We start from the raw sequence: 19,067 nt of genomic DNA, 5'->3' as shown, positions 1-19,067 counted from the left end.
ATTTTTTAATTGATAATAACTATCATTAGTAAATAACTATGACTCCCGGCAATTCCCTGATACTCACGTCACTGCCGGCAAGCAACAGACTCAAGGCGGCGGCAGGTTGAGCAGCTCGCACCACCCCGGACACACGGGTGGAACCCGCACGCTCATTCACGACCCAGATAAGGCGCTTCGTGTACTGGCCCAACTGACGGGCCAACTCATGCACACTCATATCATCAACACTGAGCAAGCCGCGTGTCCAGGCCGGGGCTGTGTCCGCCTGTCCCGGCGGTGAACTCAGCGTCTGCAGCCGTCTGCCAGCCACGGTGGCACGCTCACCGGGCTGCAGGATCACAGCTTGGGCGGTGTCACAAACGTGGCACTGCACACGTACCGTGTGTTCGTAAACCGCAACGCGGCTGAGCTGGCCGTTCAGACTGACCTCATACTGTGTACCCAAGGCCATCGCCTGCGCCGGGCCCGCCACCACCGTAAAGGGACCTGTCTTGTCATTGCTCGGCACTACCTGGAAAAAGGCCCGGCCTGCCTCCAGCTGAACGTGTCGCTGCCCCTTTTCAAAGTGCAAACGTACACGCGTGTGCGCGTCCAGAATCGCTAAGGAACCATCTGGCAAAGTCAGCCGGGTCAACGCTATCCCGCTGCTGATCGTTCCGTGTTGCTGCCAGGCTTGCCAGGCAAGCAAAGACGCAGCCACCATTACACAGGCCCCCAACAAGGCCTTGAAACCAGGCTTGCCTCTCTTGCGCGCCACCGGCAACACCTTCAACTGCCCCAGTCGTCGCCAACTTGCCGCCAGGGCATCGTAGGTTCGCGCGTGCAAGGGATCGGCCGCGTACCAGGCCTCAAACTCGGCCCTGCCCCCTGGCGGCAGCCGGCCCTGGGCGTTGCGCAATACCCAACGGGCCGCGTCCTCATCGACTGGGCTCCAGGTCGGATCAGGCAGCGCGCTCATGCCGTCGTCATCAGAACATGATGGGCCACCAGCAAGATGCGCATCATATGCTTCTCAATCGTACTTTCGGAGACGCCCAGCTTTTGGGCAATCTGGGCATAACTCAGCTCCTCGCAACGATGCATCATGAAGATACGCACGCTGCGGGGGGATTGGGCCATCAAGGCGTGCTCTAAACGCTGCAAGATCTCTTTGGCCAGCACTTCCTCATAGGTATCAGGGGCATGGTGATGGGCGATGCTCAAAGCGTACCCGTCGACAGCACGCTGCTCACGCGTATGGCGTCGATACCAGTCTGCAGCGATATTGGCCGCCACTTGGAATACATACGCGCGATGGTTATCGGCCTGCACCTGCTTGCCCTTTTCCAGCAAGCGCAACCAGGTGTCATGCGCGCAGTCCTGTGCCAGTTCAGGACAATGCGTGCGCCTGCGCAAATAGCGGATCAGATCCGGATAATGGGCCAGAAAGGCCGCCGTCAGCTTGGACATGAAAAGGCGATCAATTTACATAATCAATAATCATTCTCATTATTATATACGCGCCAGGCATCTGATTTACCGCTGTCAGAACTCCTTGAATGTGCTGATCGTTGTCACTCCCTTGGCGATCAGGCATAAAAAAAAGCGCCGCATTACAATGCGGCGCCTGGCGAAACCCAGCCTGAATGCTCAGGCTTTCTTCAAATACATGGCTTTCAGCAAGTAGCTGATGCCATCAATTTTGCAATCGACCTCATGGTCACCTCGAACCAGACGAATGCCTTTGGCCTTGGCACCCTTTTTCAGGGTATTGGAACCTTTGACCTTCAAATCCCGGATCAGAATCACATCGTCGCCCGCAAGCAGCACATTGCCGTTGCTGTCTTTGACAATCAGCTCGTCCTCGTCCGTTTCGACATCCGTCGTTTGATGATTATCTTGCCATTCATAGCCACAATCGGCACAGACCCATTGCTCGGTGTCATGGTAAGTATTTTCCAAGGTGCACTGAGGACAGGGAAGCGGTGTGCTCATATTTTTTTCCTGTAAAAAGCTGGGTGCTACCGCACCAGAAGTGCGGCCAGTGTAGCCCCTCGCATCAGGAACACCAAAAACACCCCACGCAAGACCAGCGCGATACTGCGCCAGCCTCGTCGCCAAGGCACAGTCCGGCCAAGAACCGGTCAAATGAGCGGCGCGTCAGGCAAGTCAATTAATAGCCTATGCAAACACCAGCCCCATACCGCCTCGACCGACTTTCGGGCGGGGGTCGAACGCTTGCGCAGCAAATAAAAGTCCGCGCCCACGGTCCCCGCATGCGCCACCTGCACCAAACGGCCGGCCGCCAGATCCCTGGCTACAAACGCCTTGCAAGCCAATGCCACCCCTTGGCCGGCTAATGCGGCATCCAGTGCCAGAGTGGTCTGATTGAACACCGCACCGGGCAGTTTTCTAGGGGTTTTCAAGAAAGCAGCCCAATGATTCTGCGCATCATGCAACAGCGGCAAGGCATGCAACTGCTCCATGGACAAAGGCAGTGCGGCATTCCCTACCAGTCCAGGGCTGGCTACCGCGACCACATCTTGACGAAACAACAACTGTGCCTCTAGATCCGCCGCAAAGGGAGGACGAGTCAGACGCACCGCAATATCGACCTGGTCGCGTTCAAAATCCGACAAGGCTTCCGTTGCCACGGTGCGCAACTCCACATCCGGCAGCAGAGTTTGCAAATCTCCCAGCCGTGGAATCAATAGCTTGGCCGCAACGGTGGGCGTCACACTGATGGTGACGGTATCCGGGCGCGTCAGTAAACGCCCTGTCGCCTCGCTTAGCGTATCAAAAGCACGGGTGACATCGGCCAGATACGCCGCCCCCCTCCCCGTCAGGTGCAGTCCACGCGGCCGACGTTGAAACAACACCACGCCTAAATGCTCTTCCAAGGCCCTGACTTGCTGCGCCACCGCCCCCTGCGTCACCCCCAGCTCCTGAGCCGCTGCTCGGAAACTGAGCCTGCGCCCCGACACTTCGAAGGCGCGCAAGGCATTTAAGGAAGGCAGGGAACGACGTGAGGAGCTCATGGTATAGGCAATAGTTTTTCTACAGTCTAAGACGTTTATTTAACGCCTGATTTTTTCCTATCAGACTGAAATAATAACGTTAATCACTTAACAAGGAGCCTTATATGACTATAGAAAAAGTTGCTCTTATCAGCGCTGGGGGATCCGGCATGGGGGCCGCGGCCGCACGTCGACTGTCTCAAGATGGCTATCAGGTCGCCATCCTGTCCTCATCCGGCAAAGGGGAGGCACTGGCCAAGGAACTAGGCGGCATCGGACTGACGGGATCCAACCAGTGCAACGAGGACTTGAAACGACTGGTCGACCTGGCCATGCACCGATGGGGACGCATTGACGCACTGGTCAGCTCGGCCGGGCACGGCCCACGCGGCCCCATCCTGGACATCAGCGACGAAGACTGGCACACAGGCATGGACATCTACTTCTTGAATGCTGTGCGCCCCGCCCGACTGGTGGCCCCCATCATGGCAGCGCAAGGCGGCGGCGCTATCGTGAACATCTCGACCGCCTGGGCGTTTGAGCCTGCGGAAATGTTCCCCACTTCGGCGGTGTTCCGCGCCGGATTGGCAAGCTTCACCAAGATTTTTGCGGATAGCTATGCAGCCCAAAATGTACGCATGAACAACGTGCTGCCTGGCTGGATTGATAGCCTGCCAGCGACCGACGAGCGGCGCGACAGCGTACCGATGGGGCGCTATGGCAAGGCCGAGGAAATTGCGGCGACCATTGCGTTCCTGCTGTCAGACGGCGCCGCTTACATTACGGGTCAGAACATCAAAGTGGATGGAGGGCTGACACGTTCGGTGTAAACCGCAAGCCGTGCAGCCCACTGGACCCGTCTTATAGAGGGCTTATCCTGACAAGAAAGGCGCTCATGCGCAGCAGGAAAGGCCATGCGCATTGGCATTGAGGGATTAGGAGCCAGACGCTGTGCGGCAAAAAACAGAGCTAATCGCCCTCTCTCCGCACCACCCAAACTCTATGAGCCCAGAGTCCATCACCGACGGTTTGAACACCAAAAAAAACGGCCACCCTTGCTGGGTGGCCGTTTTCTTTATCTGAATGCCGCATTACTGATTCACCTTGCCGCACTATAGCGTCGTCTGGAACGGCGGGCGGACAAGCGTAAAAAACTGGGGCCAGTGGCATCACCAAGAAGGCATAAGAACACCAGTGACGCCCCCCCAAGACATTACCCCGAATGTGCGCGCTTGCCAGGATTTTTCTTGTTGCGAGTATGCGCACCACGCTCCTGACTAACACGTTGACCCCGGCACTTTGTGCTAAGGGTGACACCCTTGGGAGCGGCGGGGGCCGGAGTACGCTTACGATCGGCTTCAGTCACAATTTTAGTACCCATGTCTCTCTCTCTCCAGTTTGATTAAATTTGCACTTGTTTCCCATGTGCCCGGTTTATGCGTGGCAGCAGGAAACAGACAAGAGGATATTCGGCAGTGCCTTAAGGTATAAAGGCACAACTGAAGGGTCAAATCATCACGAACAAGCCCTCAGCCAAGTTGAGCATAGCAGGGATTGAGCAAACCGGCTCGAATAGGCCCCGAGCAGACACCCAGGCAAGCACCCATGCCTACCCCACAACAAGGCCACTGCCGGACGGGCCACTAAAACCATACGTCCCACACGGCGAGAGCCGTTTCTCAAAGGGGGCAGCCTTCCCTGCTCATTCTTTGACCCAGAAAGAGACATAACTACAGCGATGAAATACGCAGTGCAACCCAGCCGCATCGCATCTGCACATGTAATCGAATGAGCAATACGGACAACCCCAAGACCACGAGTCTCCCGCTCATCGCTGACGCGAATGGTCATCCATTAGGGACGGGAGCTTAAGCGTTAGATTTGTCAGAGCACGCGACGCTGCCAGCGCCCCGAACAGCAAATTGCAACACCGTGACTTACCCGCCAAAGCGGACACAGTCCAGGCAAAGAGTATCGGTCACATCCACCAGACACAGCATCAGCCTGGGCACTAGTCGGCAAGCAGAATGGCGCACTAGGCCCAAAACCGTGGCGGCGGCAAGGCAAGCCCTACCAAATAGATTGCGCGCAGCACGACCAAAACGGCGGAGCAAAGAAAAAGCGGCTCACATTGCTGTGAGCCGCTTAAATTTTGGTGGCGCATCCCTGATTCGAACAGGGGACCTGCGGATTATGATTCCGTCGCTCTAACCTGCTGAGCTAATGCGCCGAAGAAGAAATTATAGCAAGGTTTCTTCTTTTGGCAAGCACTTCTCTCGAAATTTTTTACTCTTTTTGATGTCTTCCACCCATAAAACCGCTAAGCCCTTGTATTTACTAGCTTTACCCATTTCCCGTAACCCTAGCCCGTTCTCATCATCAAGAAACAAGATGTAAGAAACCCGATGCAACTCCGTCTTTGGGGCCCGGTCCCCGTCTTGCGCGCTATCAAGCCGTTTTGTCATTGCCTGTTGCTACACTGCCTGCTTGGCGTTCGACCCCACCTCATTTATTGACGTCCGTGATCCGGACCTTGCACAGGAACTTTGTTTATGGCCAGTACGCTTGCTATCGTTGTCTCGCTTTTACTGCTGATGTTTTTTGCTTATCGGGGGGTGACGGTTCTGTTGCTGGCTCCCTTGATGGCCGCTTTGGCCGTGCTGCTTTCGGGGGATTCCGGGTTTTTGCTGCCCATCTATACCTCCACCTTCATGAGCGCACTGAGCGGCTATGTGCTGCAGTTCCTGCCCATCTTCTTGCTGGGCGCCCTGTTTGGTCAGTTGATGGCGGACTCCGGAGCGGCGCAGGCCATTGCCAAGTGGATCACCCATAAGCTGGGGCATCGCCACGCGATTGCCACTATTGTGATGGTGTGTGCTGTGCTGACCTATGGCGGCGTGTCCTTGTTTGTCGTGGCCTTTGCTATCTATCCCATTGCCAAGGATCTGTTTCGTGCCGCGGGCATTCCCAAGCGTCTGATTCCCGCCTCCATTGCCCTGGGCTCCTTTACCTTTACCATGACCGCCCTGCCCGGCACGCCCGCCATCCAGAACGCCATACCTATCCCTTACTACGGCACCAACGTGTTTGCAGCGCCCGGACTGGGAATTATTGGTGCCTTGATCATGGCCTTCGGTGGCTTGTGGTGGCTGCAGTCACGGGCTCGCAAGGCCATTGCCCAAGGCGAGACCTACGGGGATCATGGGCAGGATAAGTTCGACGCCAGCACCCCCGATAGCACGGAAGGTGAGAAACCCATGCCCATCTTCCTGGCTTTGCTGCCTTTGATTCTGGTGATCGGCGTCAATGCCCTGTTCACCTATGGCATTTTCCCCGACACAAACTTCGGGTTCATGGCCGAGCGCTTCCCTCAGCTGGACCCGGCCAAAATTACCGGTCTGTGGGCGCTGATTATTGCGTTGATCACGGCCATTCTGGTCTTGATCATCAGCCGTCTGGGGCATTGGAAAAACCTGCGCGAAAGCATCAACAAAGGGGTATTCGGTTTTATGCTGCCCTTGTTCAATACCGCCTCTGAAGTTGGTTACGGTGCGGTCATTGCCAGCCTGGCAGGCTTTGCGATTATTCGGGACTTTGTACTGAACGTGGCACCGGGCAATCCACTGATTTCCGAGGCAGTCGCCATGACCACGCTGGCCGGTATTACCGGCTCATCCTCGGGCGGCTTGAGCATTGCCTTGCAGACCCTGGGCCCGGACTATCTGGCCATGGCTCAACAAGCCGGCATCAGCCCCGAATTGCTGCACCGTGTCGCCGTGATGGCCGCAGGTGGCCTGGACACCCTGCCCCATTGCGGGGCCATCATCACCTTGCTGTCCATCTGCAAGCTGAACCACCGCCAGTCCTACGGCAATATCGCCATGGTGACGATGGCAGCCCCTATTGTGGCGCTGATCACCGTGATTACGCTGGGTACGATTTTTGGCAGCTTTTAAACCGTCTGCCTAAAATGGCCTTGTCCACAGCGGTGTGCCCCTCGCACATCGCTGTTTTTTTATCCAAAACCGGTAACGCTTTGCTATCCGTTGTTGAGACTGAGCATGCTAGGATTCACGCGTAGGGGCCCGTATTATCATTAGCCATAATCAGGAGCACGCCATGAACTACACCTATACCCTCAATGAGTTAGGCGCGGAAGCCATTCGTCAGTTTGTGCTGGATCGTGGTCAGCCTGAGCTGAACCTACAGGCGTATATGGCCGCTGCCGAAGTCGAGGCCGACAACTTCAATGAAGGTGGCAGCCAGCGCGGCCAGATCGAGATTGACTCTCACTGCAGCAAGGACGGTTTGACGCATACGCTGCTGTTGGAGAAACACTGGTTTGCCACCCAGCCTGTTCCTGAAACGCCTGAGGAAGACAGCTTCTTTTAACCACCTGCAGGCCGTTTTCCGCGTTCCGCCTACGTCGCTGACACGCTGCTCGAGCCCTCTTTCTGTGCCCCGACGATGTTTAGCCTCAGCCAGGCAGCCTGAAACGGCTGCCTGATTCTGACTCTGCTTGCATGCGCGGGCAAGGGGCGATCCGCACCTGAAAAAACGGCCTCGCACTCAAGGCCACACCGCTGCCGCATCAATCCACCTGCAAGCCTATTTTGGACGACAGGGCCCCGAACCGGTCGATATCGTTCCAGATCATGGCCTTGAAGCCGCTGGGCCGGGCAGACTCGTTTCCTTCTTGCGGCGTATAACCCAATGCCAGCAATTCCGCCTGCAGGGCGGGGTCCGTCAAGGCTTTTTGCACGACACGATTCAGCGTAGTGATGATGGGTTCGGGGGTGTGGGAAGGAGCCAGCAAGCCATGCCACTGATCCAGTTCAAACCCTGTCTTGCTCACTTCAGCCACCGTCGGCACATCAGGCAGTACCGGACTGCGCTGGGCAGAGGTGACCGCCAGAGCGCGCAGATGTCCGGATTCGATCAAGGTAGCTGCGCTGGACAAGGTGACGATGCCAATCGGCACCTGCCCGGCGACCACATCGTTCAAGGCCGGGCCGCAGCCTCGGTAAGGGATATGCAATAAGGCCGCACCACGCAGATCGTAGAGCATTTCTCCGGCCAGGTGCTGCGGGGTGCCATTGCCACATGACGCATAGGCCAACGCCGGTTCGGACTGCTGCAGCAGGACTTGCTGCAGACTCTGAGTATCCGAGCCGCTCCCGGTCACAATGACGGAGGGCACAAAGCCTATATTGGCAATGGGTGCGAAGTCTTCTTTAGGCTTGAAACCCAGGTTGCGGAACACACCTGGATTGATGGCAAAGGAACTGTTGGCCATCAGCAAGGTATGCCCATCGGCACGGGCATAAGCCACGGCACGCGCACCAATATTGCCACTGGCCCCGGGCCGATTGTCGATGATGACCGGCTGGCCCAGGGCTTTTTCCAGACGGGGGCCCAACTTGCGAGCCAGCAAATCGGTTCCCCCACCCGGCGGAAAGGTCACGATCACGGTAATGGGTCTGAGGGGATACTTTGCAGTCTGGGCGACTGCTACCTCGCTGGCCCGCCCCGTCAAGGGGCTTGCGCCCCACGCCACCACCCCCAGCAAGGCGGCCGCTGCCACCCGCTTGCTCACCTGAAAACCCGCCATGACCGCCAGCACCTTGTTACTCAAGCATCCAGACCAATATCGAGCACACGGGCGCTGTGTGTAATCCAACCCACCGCGATCCGATCCACGCCACAGCGGGCAATTTCCACCGCGGTCTCGGGCGTGATACGACCCGAGGCTTCGGTCTTGGCGCGGCCACCAACGCGGGCCACAGCCTCGCTCAAGGTCGCAATATCCATATTGTCCAAAAGAATGCTGTCCACCCCTAGCTCCAGCACTTCATCGAGCTGCTCCAGGGTATCGACTTCCACCTCGATGCACACCAGATGGCCGATATAGGCGCGAGCCGCTTCCACGGCCGCTTTCACGCCCCCGGCCACAGCGATGTGGTTGTCTTTGATCAGCACCGCATCATCCAGACCAAAGCGATGGTTGCTGCCACCGCCCACGCGCACCGCATATTTCTGCACTGCGCGCAGGCCGGGCATGGTTTTGCGGGTGCAGGTAACCTGGGTGCCGTAAGGCGCAATGGCCCGGGCGATGGAGGCCGTTGCCGATGCCACGCCACTTAAATGCCCCAGAAAATTCAATGCGCTACGCTCTGCCGTCAGCATGGAGCGGGCCGAGCCACTGATGACGGCGATCTGGGCACCCGGCATCAGGTCATCCCCATCTTGAAGCTGGGCCTCAAAGCGCAGCGTAGGGTCCAGCAAGGTAAACGCCAGACGAGCCAGATCCAGACCAGCCAACACGCCTTGTTCGCGGGCTACCAGGCGCATTTGCGTACGAGAGTCGGCAGGCACAATGGCGTCCGTTGTCAGATCACCCGCACGACCCAGATCTTCCTGCAAGGTGGCGCGCACCAGAGGCTCAAGCATCACGTCGGGCAGGGAAGGAATACGGTGCGCGCGTGTCTGCGCAGCTTGCGCTGCCGGCGCAGGGGCATTAATTATGCTCATTATGAGTATTTAAATCGCTAAAAAATAAGGCCTAATGGCACGGTGCATTTATGCTATTCCTGAGCATAAGCACTGTCAAGCCATAGGCCCGGTTTTTAACGCGCCTGTTTCGCCAAGGGCAACTTGCTACCCGAGATAGCCCGCTCAAACAACACGTCACCCCGAAAGCGGAACAGCTTGGCAGGCCGCCCCGAGCCGCCCATGCTCATCGCGCCGGTTTCCTCGACCAATGCCTGCTGCTCAATCAAGCGGCGGAAATTCTGCTTGTGCAGGCCACGGCCAGCCAGCGCTTCGACCGCCTGCTGCAATTGCAGCAAGGTGAACTCCGGGGGCATCAGCTCAAACACCACGGGGCGATATTTGATTTTGGCGCGCAGGCGCGCCAGACCCGTAGCCAGAATCCGGCGATGGTCGTGGCGCATGCCCAGTCCCAAGGCATCCTGCTTGCCCTGCGCTTGCTGCTCCTGCTGGCGACGGCGACAGGATTCGGGTAACAGGCCCGCTTCGTACAGCAGCTCGTAGCGCTGCAAGACAAAATCTTCGTTCCAGATGGCGCCCTCCAGCCCAAAGCTGTAATTGACGCGCTGACGTCGTAATGCACGCAAGGACTCGTCCTGCTCGCACCACGTCAACAAGGCCGGCACGATGGTCTGCTGAATGATCGAAGGAGTACCCTCACGCCAGTCCTCCCACGGAAAGTAACGATAACAATCCTGCCAGATCACCTGAGCCACATCCGGCTGACCCACTTCCCGCGTCAGCCCCACATAGCTGACTGACACGATACGCGTTCCCTGAGCGTCAAAACGATCGCGATCTGCAAAGGTATAAAGCTGCTCCACATACCCTACCGGGTGATGGGTTTGCGTTTCCACCCAATCGCGCAGCCCCGTTTGCAAAGAGCGATGCGTATGTTGAAACGGCCCGGCGGGCAAGGCCTGCCCGCCATCCGTGGTCAAGACACGGGGCTCGCCGTCGCTGACAGCGACTAACACAGCGACCAGCTCAGCGCTGACTACAGGTTCCTGCGTATCGATCACATATTCTCCTTCTGAATCTCGCCCATGCGCGTGTGGCCGATTATAAGCGAGCCCTGAGCCGCCCCCACCTCGGAGCGAGCACGTACGCCACGCAATACAGTCCGTACATTATTTTCAGATGATCAAATTATGATCCATGAACATCTAAGCCTAAAGAATTTTGTTTGACAGCCGTTAAGCATTTGAACTGTATGTGTTTGCCATAAATGACAAGCAAGCGCTCAGTCAAAGGCCGGATCAGTCAACAGTTTCACGCTTTGTTCTGCTCCGCCATTCGCAAAAATAGAAGGTTTCTGACAGTTCAGAGCAGTCAGTAACCGGGCGTAGAAACCTTTGCTTTTTTTGCATGGCCCCTGCGGGCTTGACGGCCCCTCGCGTCCCCTTTGTTGCTCCCCTCCAGGATGATGAATGCGTAAGAATTTCCCCATTACCCAGGACGAGGTTCGCGTCCGGGCCGATCAGTACCTTATTTCAAAAACCGATCTGAAAGGACGGATCACCTACGCGAACGCGGCCTTTATCGCCATCAGCGGCTTCACCCGGGAAGAGCTGATCGGCAAGGCGCACAATCTTGTCCGCCACCCCGACATGCCGCCCGAGGCGTTTCAGGATTTCTGGGACACCTTGCAAAACAAGCGCCCCTGGATGGGGGTGGTCAAGAACCGACGCAAGGATGGTGGCTTTTACTGGGTCTACGCCATGGCGGTGCCCATTTATGAAAATGGCACGGTAGCCGGCTATGCCTCGGTCCGGGTCAAACCCAGCCAGGAACAGATTGACGAGGCTGAGCGCCTGTACACCGCCATCAATGAGGGACGTGCCCACGGCGTGCGCTTGCATGAAGGTCGTGCTGTGCCGACCGGCTGGCGAAAGGCCTTGAGCCAGTTGCGCCGCCCATTTAGCAACTCCCTGCGGGCCAGCCTGTTCCGTATGGGCACATTGGCGCTGGCTACCACCGGAACTGCGCTGTACTTCGCCCTGACGGGAGGGGTTCCCCAGGGCTCGGGCCTGTGGCTGACCGGTGGCTTGTGTCTGGCCAGTGCGGTCATGATGGGCTACGGCTGGCTGATTGCCCAGCGCGTCATCCGCCCCCTGGATCAGGCCTCGCTGATCGCCCAGCAAATTGCCACCGGCAATCTGCAACTGGACATTGATGTCAGCTCCAGCGAAAGCAATTCGGAAATTGGTCAGCTCTACTTCTGCCTGGACCTGATGCGCAAAAGTCTGGTGGGCATTGCCAGCGATGCCCGAGCGGGAATTGACGCCTCGATTCATGCCGCCCGCATCCTAGAGGTGAACAATACCAATCTGGCCTCCCGCACTGAAGATCAGGCCGCCTCCTTGCAGGAAACCGCCGCCAGCATGGAAGAGCTGACCGTGACGGTGCGCCAGAACGCCGACAATGCCAATCAAGCCAGCCAACTGGCCGATGCCAGTATGCAGATTGCCCAACGTGGCGGCGCTGTGGTGAACGAAGTGGTGCAAACCATGCAAGGCATTCACGACAGTTCACGTCGCATTGGCGATATCGTCACTGTTATTGAAGGCATTGCCTTTCAGACCAATATCCTGGCGTTGAACGCAGCGGTGGAATCGGCTCGCGCCGGCGAAGCGGGACGCGGGTTTGCGGTCGTGGCCGGTGAGGTACGTAGCCTGGCTCAAAAGAGCTCGCAAGCTGCCGGAGAAATCAAGAACCTGATCGACGCCTCTGTCAGCCGCATGGCCATCGGGGCCGAACAGGCGGCCCGCGCCGGCGCCACCATGGGCGAGGTCGTCGATTCGGTCAAACGTGTCACGGACATCATTGGCGAAATCTCGACCGCCTCGATCGAGCAGGCCAGTGGCCTGGACCAGATCAATGAGGCCATGGCCAAAATGGATGGTGTCACCCAGCAAAACGCCGCCCTGGTGCAGGATCTGGGCAATACCATGAGCGACCTGGCCTCGGAAGCGTCCGAGCTGGCCGATGCAATCAAGGCTTTGAATACGGGCTCGGTGGAATCGGCCCAGGGTGCCCCGGCCCTGGCTCAGTTGAGTCAAGCCTCTACCGTGCAGGTGCTGTCCTACCAGAACACACCGGCCTTCCAGGCTCACAGCGCCAAAACGGCGAACGCCAGACTGGAAGCGATTCGTCGTTAAGCAGGCCCTTCAGGATCGGCAGCCCCCTTGCCGATCCTGATACTACTGACAGCTAGACAAAACATTTAATCTGGGATCGGTTTTTTACAACCAGACCAGCAAAAAACAATAATTAATAAAATCAACTGCTTATAGAGACCGGATTACGCTTTTTGAACCGGTTTTTCTCCGTCATCACGGTGACACATTTAGACTTTAATACAAATACTAAGTAACAAAATTAAGTCGATATGCAACATAATGATCTGTCCTTTTCCGCCTACGTCTTTAACAGGGCCAGATCATGCGTGAAAACCAAGCCATTACCTCTCATGAAACACAGGTACCCGAAAAAACCTATTTAATCTCCAAGACCGACCTGAAAGGGCGCATCGTCTATGCCAATCCCGCCTTTATCGAGGTGAGCGGCTACAGCCTCGACGAGCTGATCGGAGCACACCACAATATTGTGCGCCACCCCCACATGCCGGCCGTGATTTTTCAGGATTTATGGCAGACACTCAAACAACAACGATCCTGGTCGGGGCTGATCAAGAACCGCCGCAAAGACGGCGGCTTTTACTGGGTCAAAGCCCGCGTCATTCCTTTATTTGAAAACGGCCGCGTCAGCGGCTACGCCTCGGTTCGGGTACGTGCCCAAGCCAAGGACATCAAAGAAGCGGAGTATCTGTACCACTCCATCCAGCAACAAGGATTGCGCGGTTTTCGTTTACACGAAGGTCAATTGCAGGCCAGAGGCTGGCGCTCGGTTCTGAACACCCTGCTCCAACCCTTGAATCGCAGCCTGCGTGCCAGCTTGTTGCGATTTGGGTTTCTGACCACGGCACTTGTAAGTTTGAGCGCCGGCTTGCTGGTGGGCAGTGGCGCATCCGGCACGTATCTGACTGTCGGGCTGAGCAGTCTGGGGCTGGTCAGCCTGGTAACCTTGGCCTACGGCTGGATGGTCACCCAGCGCATGATGCAGCCCCTGCACAGCGCCACCCATATCGCCCAGCAAATTGCCACCGGCAACCTGTTGATCGATCTGAACCCCCAGCACACCCGCAGCCAGGAAATCGCACAGCTCTATTTCTACATGGACATGATGCGCAAAAGCCTGCTGGGTCTGGCTTGCGACGTGCATCAAGGCATCCAGGCCTCTTTGGATGTGTCCACACAGATTGAAGAGGGCAATCGCCAGCTTTCCCATCGTACCGCCGCTCAGTCGGGCTCCTTACAGCGCACCGCCGCCAATATGGAGCAGTTGACCATGAATGTGCAGCAGACCGCGGACAATGCCCGTCTGGCCAATCAATTGGCCGACCAGAGCCTGTCTACCGCACGGCGAGGTGGTGAAGTGGTTCAGGACATGGTCAGCACCATGCAGGACATACACAACAGCTCTGAGCGTATTGGCGATATTGTGTCGATTATTGAAGGACTGGCTTTTCAAACGAATATCCTGGCCCTGAATGCCGCTGTAGAATCGGCCCGCGCGGGTGAGGCAGGCAAGGGCTTTGCCGTGGTGGCCGGTGAAGTGCGCAGTCTGGCGCAAAAAAGTGCCCAAGCCGCCGGGGAAATCAAAAACCTGGTGGAGGATTCGCTCAAACGCATGGCGACCGGGGCGCATCACGCCAAGCGGGCAGGTTCCACCATGGACGAGATCATGCAATCCGTCTCAGATGTCACCCATCTGATCAGCGAAATCTCCACCGCCTCCAACGAGCAAGCCAACGGTTTGGCGCAAATCAACGATGCCGTATCCACCATGGACAGCGACATCAACGACAACGCGGATCTGGCTCGCAACCTGGGCGAGACCGTCAACGAACTGAGCCGCCAGGCCAAGGAGCTGAAACTGTCGATTCAATTGCTCAATACCGGCACGACGAACCGCTCGACTTACGTGCCCGACCCAAATGCTACCCAGAAGCCCGTCCCCTTGCTGAAAGTGGCCTGAGTGAAGGGCTGGGTGGCAAAGGCCCCAGCGGCTCGCTGCCCCACCCGCTTATGCCCTGGCCCGCTCCGCCCTGAGATCTGAACACATTCTGACTGGCAGCGACGAACATGTTCGTTCGCCGGGCACGGTTTGCATCTTCGCCTGGCACCACTCTGACTGCTATTGTCAGACCAGCCCCAACAGCAGGATGGCGTGCAGGCCCACGCCCACCAGGCCACCTACGACCGTGCCGTTAAAGCGGATGTATTGCAGATCGGTACCCACCGTCAGTTCCAGCTCGCGCACCAGTTGCCTGTCATCCCACTGACGAACGGTGCGCGAAATATGATCCTTGGCCCCTTCGCGCAACTGCTCGGCCAGCCCGGCCGCCGCCGACAACATATGCTCATTCAAGGTGGCCCGCAACGTGGCGTCGGTATTCAGGCGGGCGCCAAGGTCCTGAGCCACCTGCCGCAAATGGGCGGCAACCGAGGAGTCCGGTCTGGCAAGATCGCTGCGCAGCACACGCATGACATCAGTCCAGATGCCATCGATGTATTCGCCCACCTCTTTGTGATGCAAAAACCGCTGCTTGATGGCTTCGACCTGTTCTCTGAGCTCAGAGTCCTGGCCGAGGCGCTGAATATAATCGAGCACCCACTGCTCATAATCCTTACGCAAGGGATGCTCGGGTTCACTCAAAATTGTGTGTACCTCGTCCACCAGCGCACGCGCCAAGCGGTCGGCCATCTTGCCTGACAATTCGTCCACGGAGGTCACCACGCCCACCATCGCCAACAGTTTGGGCCATTCGCGCTGAGCGTAACGCACAAGCACAGCCGCCACGCGTTGCTTGACGGCTTCATTGGACAAATAAGTGCCCAATTGCTGCAAGACCTCATCGAGCAGGCGCTGATGCCGGGCATTACGCGTCAGCAAGCCCAGAATCTGGGAGCTGGTCCCCGCCATATCCACCCGCATCAGATAGCTGCGCACCCCATCGGTCAGGGCCTGTTTGACGCTACGCTCGTCCAGTAAACGCAGGGCCTCGCCCAGGGCCGTTTGCAAAGCACGGCTCACACGTTCGCTTTGCTCAGGTTGCGACAGCCACTGCCCCAGGCGAGCCGCCGGGTCCAGACTGCGCAGTTTCTCCAACAACATCGCCGAATCCAGAAAGTGGTCGCGCACAAATACGCCCAGACTTTCCCCCAGACTGTTTTTCTTATTGGGAATAATGGCCGTATGCGGAAAAGGCAGGCCCAGGGGATGCCGGAACAAGGCCACGACGGCAAACCAGTCAGCCAGCGCGCCCACCGTGGCCGCTTCACTAAAGGCACGCAGCCAAGGCCACAGTCCAGCAACCGGCGCAGCCTCGCCCCGGCCAATCATGGCGTGACTGAGCAGGAACAGGCTGATCGTCAGGCCCAGCAAAGCCAGGGCGCCGCGTTTCATGCGACGCAGACGACGTTCAGGCGAATCGGGGCGAGAGGGAGATACAGGCATGTGCACAGTCTATGCGTCGTTTAGCGACCACCTTATTGTCACCCTGTCTTTTTCTGGCTGTCCAGAAGCAAATCAGCCTGGGGCAATCCAGGCTGATTCAGGCCCAGCCACATGCCGGGGGTTTACTGGCAAGCCTGTTCGGCACGCTTCACAAAGTCGGTTGTAGCATCGCGCAAGGCCTGGGCAATCTGACCCGCTTGCTTGGGAGCCAGCGTGACTCCGCCCGTCGCCGTAGCCGCACAGGCGGACAGGCCTTGACCGGTGATATCCACCACATTGATCCGCAAGCGCGGCTTGGCGCGTGCAATACTGCGGGACACAGCGCAAATATCCTGCTCGCAACCGTCATTGCCATCAACAAACAAGACAATCAAAGCATCCCGTTTAACGCCATCCACCCGACTGGCCGCCAGATTCAGGGAATGAACCAGATTGGTGCTGTCCTTGGCCTCGATAGTCTGAATCAGGTTTTTCAACCGTCCCCGCTGAGCCGTCGTAAAGCGGCCCTGGTAATTGGGTGCGGCGCACTGCTGCGCAAAGGTTATCAAATGCAGGTCCTGCCCCGCGGGCAAACTGTCCACCATGCTGGAGAAAGCGCTGCGCGCCGCCTTGATGCGCGACGTCCCTTCAAACAGGGTTTTAGCCCGTTGGGTCGCGTAATCGCTCCAGGAACCCATATCGCTCAAGTCCTGGCTGAAAAACCACTCCTCGTCCTGAATCTTGGCATCCACGCTCAACAGCATGGACATGGACGTATCAAAAATAAGGTAGACCTCGGGTTTGAGCACCTGGCCCTTATCATCGTGCGCACACACAAAATTAGGGTCTGATGACACCTTGGGGGCAGGCTTGGGATCGGGCTGGGGTTTGGGCGCAGGCGATGGCTCAGGCACGGGCGGCTCCGGTACCACAGGCTCGACCTTGGGCGGTTCGGGGACCGGCGCCAACGGCTCTTGAGCAGGCACAACCGGGGGCAGGACAGGCTCCTGCACCGCAGGCGCTGGCTTGACCACTGCGGGCGGGGCCACGGGCATCCCACTCCTGTCCCACCAGTTGGCAGGCCACTTGAACCACCAGGACAAGAGCAGCACCAGCAGGAGGGCCAGTAGCGCGGCCAACAGAAACCACAGAAGCGGGCGAGCCTTGGCAGCAGGCTCCCCCATGACAGCCGCGCCAGCCCCAAGAGCCGCTGTCGCCGGTGGACCCGGCGGCACAGCCGCTGCTCCGGCCATCCGACGTCGGGCAGACGCGAACAAAGGTTCGGGCGACAGCGCCGGATTCTCGCTCATCACCAGCAACGGCTTGCCGCCTACGCTGTAGATCGCCCCTTGGGCCGCCCCGTCTTGCAGCAGGGCTTGTAGCGCCTGCGCATCTTGGCTCGCCCCCTGATCGTGCAACTGGCGAATCAACAGCTCAATCCGGTCCAACGCTTGCTGATAACGCGCGTCCAGTGCCTGTTGCTGAGCAGCCGGCAAACTGCTTTTGGCCACAGCCTGGCCCTGCAGGCCCGTCCACCAGGCCGTCGTCTGCGAACCATCGGCCTGATAAATGGAAAACAGATGCGTCAGGGGTTCATCCTGACGCTTCAGGATATCCAGCGCAAGCTGATGCTGACGATAGGCCCCGGAGGGCCCCACCGAATCAAGTATGACGCGCTGCATAGGCCTTTACTCGTCGTATCCCAAACTGGACTGCAGGCGGCTGACATCTTTTTGCAGCTGTTGCAACTGCTGCTGCTTTTGGGCTATCGCGGCCGGGCTGTTGTCTTCGGTGGAACGGTTTACGTCCTTGAGCCCTTTATCCAGATCCTTGAGCTGATTCTGCAAGCCGGCTTGCTGACCTTTACTGGCCTGCAAACTACGCAACAACTGCCCCATGGAACGGTTCAGCGCAGTCTGGGCCTGACGCTGCCGGGCCAGACTGGCGTTGCTCAAGCTTTGCTGAGCCTGAATATCCTTGTAGACCTGATGAAACAGCGCATTGGCTTGCTGCGCGCTCAGCAAACTTTGCTCGCGCGTGTCAATGTGCTGGCGATAGGCGCCCGAGGTGTCGCAACTGATCTTGGTCAGGAAACCGGCGTTTTGATCCGACGGATCACACTCGCTCATGGTGGTGGCGCAACCTGCCAGCACAAGACTGGCCGCAACGGGTGACCAACGTAGAAATACTCGCATGAAAAATCCCTTTTAACCCAAGGTCACTGCAGAACGCATGGAATACAGGTCGTCCACTTCTTTTTGCAGCACGGCCACTTTGACATTCATCTCGTCAATCTGACGATCCAGACGCTGGACTTCCGCCTTCTTGCCTCCGTCCTTGCGCTCCGCATCGGCCACATCCCGATATAGGCTGACTTTTTCAGTCATGTTTTTCAGATCGCGATTGAGAACCTCGATATTCTTATCAATACGGGCCAGTTGCTTTTCAGCCTGTTTTTTCTCCATCGTCTTGGCCTTCATGTGCTTTTCAATGTCGGCAATCTGCCTTTTATCGTCAGCAATCACCTGCTGGGCCGTACGGGTTCGCTCAAGAATATTGGCAGTATCGGCCTCGACGTCACGTTGCATGGCGGCCAGACGCTCCGTGGTATTGGCGTATTCGGTGCGACGCTGATCCAGATAGTAGTTGGTCCCCATGGCGACCCCGCAGGCCGCCACGCCCGCGATAATCGCGCAAGCCGCCTTGTTGCTGGAGTTCGACAGCATGCAAGCCAGCACGCCCACCGCCGCCGCGCCGGCGCAGGCCTGAAAGCCAGAGCGGCTGAAGAATTTGGCATCCTGACCACTGGTGAGACGATCATCGGCCTGAGCACCACTGAGCAAACTACTGCCCGTGCTGGCACAGCCCGAAAGCAAAGCCACACCCAGCATCAGACTGCCCAGTAAGGTTCTAGGGGTAAAACGGCGCACGTGTTGCATAACTTCCTCTTACAATTGA

16 protein-coding genes and 1 tRNA gene are annotated in these 19,067 nt (G+C 57.8%); 5 read left to right on the top strand and 12 right to left on the bottom strand.

Annotation, left to right across the window (positions count from 1 at the left end):
- Positions 1-25: 25 nt before the first annotated feature.
- From VF694_RS08360 to VF694_RS08345, 4 genes are all read right to left on the bottom strand, one after another.
- On the bottom strand, positions 26-961 hold the full coding sequence (locus tag VF694_RS08360; protein ID WP_440164082.1) for a FecR family protein: 936 nt from the start codon (positions 959-961) through the stop codon (positions 26-28).
- Positions 958-1,452 carry an RNA polymerase sigma factor gene (locus VF694_RS08355; RefSeq protein WP_240209326.1) on the bottom strand — a complete coding sequence of 165 codons (495 nt, stop codon included), beginning with the start codon at positions 1,450-1,452 and terminating at the stop codon, positions 958-960. Before VF694_RS08355 ends, VF694_RS08360 begins: the two co-directional genes overlap by 4 nt.
- A gap of 180 nt (positions 1,453-1,632) precedes the next feature.
- Positions 1,633-1,977 carry a zinc ribbon domain-containing protein YjdM gene (locus VF694_RS08350; protein ID WP_336579658.1) on the bottom strand — a complete coding sequence of 115 codons (345 nt, stop codon included), beginning with the start codon at positions 1,975-1,977 and terminating at the stop codon, positions 1,633-1,635.
- A gap of 149 nt (positions 1,978-2,126) precedes the next feature.
- Positions 2,127-3,020: a LysR substrate-binding domain-containing protein gene (locus VF694_RS08345; protein WP_059317880.1), complete on the bottom strand. Its 894-nt coding sequence runs from the start codon at positions 3,018-3,020 to the stop codon at positions 2,127-2,129.
- Between the two features lie 104 nt (positions 3,021-3,124).
- Between VF694_RS08345 and VF694_RS08340 the strand changes: the two genes are divergently transcribed.
- On the top strand, positions 3,125-3,829 hold the full coding sequence (locus tag VF694_RS08340; protein ID WP_440164080.1) for an SDR family oxidoreductase: 705 nt from the start codon (positions 3,125-3,127) through the stop codon (positions 3,827-3,829).
- Between the two features lie 1,323 nt (positions 3,830-5,152).
- Here the strand turns inward: VF694_RS08340 and VF694_RS08335 are convergent.
- Positions 5,153-5,229 (bottom strand) — tRNA-Met (locus VF694_RS08335).
- A 322-nt stretch (positions 5,230-5,551) separates the two neighbouring features.
- On the opposite strand from VF694_RS08335, the gene VF694_RS08330 reads away from it, so the two are divergent.
- Together VF694_RS08330 and VF694_RS08325 are read left to right on the top strand one after the other, a co-directional pair.
- Positions 5,552-6,955, top strand: coding sequence for a GntP family permease (locus tag VF694_RS08330; protein ID WP_003804570.1), 1,404 nt, complete (start codon positions 5,552-5,554; stop codon positions 6,953-6,955).
- A 163-nt stretch (positions 6,956-7,118) separates the two neighbouring features.
- Positions 7,119-7,391: a hypothetical protein gene (locus VF694_RS08325; protein ID WP_003804572.1), complete on the top strand. Its 273-nt coding sequence runs from the start codon at positions 7,119-7,121 to the stop codon at positions 7,389-7,391.
- 199 nt (positions 7,392-7,590) lie between these two features.
- On the opposite strand, the gene VF694_RS08320 is transcribed toward VF694_RS08325, so the two are convergent.
- The 3 genes from VF694_RS08320 to VF694_RS08310 form a co-directional block, all read right to left on the bottom strand.
- Positions 7,591-8,610: a tripartite tricarboxylate transporter substrate binding protein gene (locus VF694_RS08320; protein WP_440164320.1), complete on the bottom strand. Its 1,020-nt coding sequence runs from the start codon at positions 8,608-8,610 to the stop codon at positions 7,591-7,593.
- 20 nt (positions 8,611-8,630) lie between these two features.
- Positions 8,631-9,530, bottom strand: coding sequence for a carboxylating nicotinate-nucleotide diphosphorylase (gene nadC / locus VF694_RS08315; RefSeq protein WP_131071456.1), 900 nt, complete (start codon positions 9,528-9,530; stop codon positions 8,631-8,633).
- A gap of 95 nt (positions 9,531-9,625) precedes the next feature.
- Positions 9,626-10,570, bottom strand: coding sequence for an NUDIX hydrolase (locus VF694_RS08310; protein WP_003804578.1), 945 nt, complete (start codon positions 10,568-10,570; stop codon positions 9,626-9,628).
- A gap of 408 nt (positions 10,571-10,978) precedes the next feature.
- Between VF694_RS08310 and VF694_RS08305 the strand changes: the two genes are divergently transcribed.
- The gene (locus VF694_RS08305) at positions 10,979-12,709 is read left to right on the top strand and encodes a methyl-accepting chemotaxis protein (protein WP_003804581.1); all 1,731 of its coding nucleotides are present in this window, start codon (positions 10,979-10,981) and stop codon (positions 12,707-12,709) included.
- A gap of 283 nt (positions 12,710-12,992) precedes the next feature.
- On the top strand, positions 12,993-14,648 hold the full coding sequence (locus VF694_RS08300; protein ID WP_440164078.1) for a methyl-accepting chemotaxis protein: 1,656 nt from the start codon (positions 12,993-12,995) through the stop codon (positions 14,646-14,648).
- A 165-nt stretch (positions 14,649-14,813) separates the two neighbouring features.
- On the opposite strand, the gene VF694_RS08295 is transcribed toward VF694_RS08300, so the two are convergent.
- The 4 genes from VF694_RS08295 to VF694_RS08280 all read right to left on the bottom strand — a co-directional run bounded on the left by VF694_RS08295 (position 14,814) and on the right by VF694_RS08280 (position 19,048).
- On the bottom strand, positions 14,814-16,130 hold the full coding sequence (locus VF694_RS08295; RefSeq protein WP_003804584.1) for a DUF445 domain-containing protein: 1,317 nt from the start codon (positions 16,128-16,130) through the stop codon (positions 14,814-14,816).
- A gap of 122 nt (positions 16,131-16,252) precedes the next feature.
- Complete coding sequence (locus VF694_RS08290; protein WP_440164076.1) at positions 16,253-17,791, bottom strand: hypothetical protein; 1,539 nt, start codon at positions 17,789-17,791, stop codon at positions 16,253-16,255.
- Positions 17,792-17,797: 6 nt separating this feature from the next.
- The gene (locus tag VF694_RS08285; protein ID WP_003804587.1) at positions 17,798-18,304 is read right to left on the bottom strand and encodes a hypothetical protein; all 507 of its coding nucleotides are present in this window, start codon (positions 18,302-18,304) and stop codon (positions 17,798-17,800) included.
- Positions 18,305-18,316: 12 nt separating this feature from the next.
- Entirely contained in the window at positions 18,317-19,048 is a 732-nt protein-coding gene (locus VF694_RS08280; RefSeq protein WP_003804589.1) for a hypothetical protein, read from the bottom strand.
- Positions 19,049-19,067: the final 19 nt, after the last annotated feature.

Source organism: Alcaligenes sp. Lyrl_28, from assembly GCF_051948705.1.
Classification (GTDB): Bacteria; Pseudomonadota; Gammaproteobacteria; order Burkholderiales; family Burkholderiaceae_B; genus Alcaligenes; species Alcaligenes ammonioxydans.
This window is presented reverse-complemented; position numbering and strand designations above follow the sequence as displayed.

What these genes read in the sequence shown, in the direction of transcription:
- VF694_RS08360 (WP_440164082.1), bottom strand. Translation starts at nt 961, where the DNA reads ATGAGCGCGCTGCCTGATCCGACCTGGAGCCCAGTCGATGAGGACGCG.
- VF694_RS08355 (WP_240209326.1), bottom strand. Translation starts at nt 1,452, where the DNA reads ATGTCCAAGCTGACGGCGGCCTTTCTGGCCCATTATCCGGATCTGATC.
- VF694_RS08350 (WP_336579658.1), bottom strand. Translation starts at nt 1,977, where the DNA reads ATGAGCACACCGCTTCCCTGTCCTCAGTGCACCTTGGAAAATACTTAC.
- VF694_RS08345 (WP_059317880.1), bottom strand. Translation starts at nt 3,020, where the DNA reads ATGAGCTCCTCACGTCGTTCCCTGCCTTCCTTAAATGCCTTGCGCGCC.
- VF694_RS08340 (WP_440164080.1), top strand. Translation starts at nt 3,125, where the DNA reads ATGACTATAGAAAAAGTTGCTCTTATCAGCGCTGGGGGATCCGGCATG.
- VF694_RS08330 (WP_003804570.1), top strand. Translation starts at nt 5,552, where the DNA reads ATGGCCAGTACGCTTGCTATCGTTGTCTCGCTTTTACTGCTGATGTTT.
- VF694_RS08325 (WP_003804572.1), top strand. Translation starts at nt 7,119, where the DNA reads ATGAACTACACCTATACCCTCAATGAGTTAGGCGCGGAAGCCATTCGT.
- VF694_RS08320 (WP_440164320.1), bottom strand. Translation starts at nt 8,610, where the DNA reads ATGGCGGGTTTTCAGGTGAGCAAGCGGGTGGCAGCGGCCGCCTTGCTG.
- nadC (WP_131071456.1), bottom strand. Translation starts at nt 9,530, where the DNA reads ATGAGCATAATTAATGCCCCTGCGCCGGCAGCGCAAGCTGCGCAGACA.
- VF694_RS08305 (WP_003804581.1), top strand. Translation starts at nt 10,979, where the DNA reads ATGCGTAAGAATTTCCCCATTACCCAGGACGAGGTTCGCGTCCGGGCC.
- VF694_RS08300 (WP_440164078.1), top strand. Translation starts at nt 12,993, where the DNA reads ATGCGTGAAAACCAAGCCATTACCTCTCATGAAACACAGGTACCCGAA.
- VF694_RS08295 (WP_003804584.1), bottom strand. Translation starts at nt 16,130, where the DNA reads ATGCCTGTATCTCCCTCTCGCCCCGATTCGCCTGAACGTCGTCTGCGT.
- VF694_RS08290 (WP_440164076.1), bottom strand. Translation starts at nt 17,791, where the DNA reads ATGCAGCGCGTCATACTTGATTCGGTGGGGCCCTCCGGGGCCTATCGT.
- VF694_RS08285 (WP_003804587.1), bottom strand. Translation starts at nt 18,304, where the DNA reads ATGCGAGTATTTCTACGTTGGTCACCCGTTGCGGCCAGTCTTGTGCTG.
- VF694_RS08280 (WP_003804589.1), bottom strand. Translation starts at nt 19,048, where the DNA reads ATGCAACACGTGCGCCGTTTTACCCCTAGAACCTTACTGGGCAGTCTG.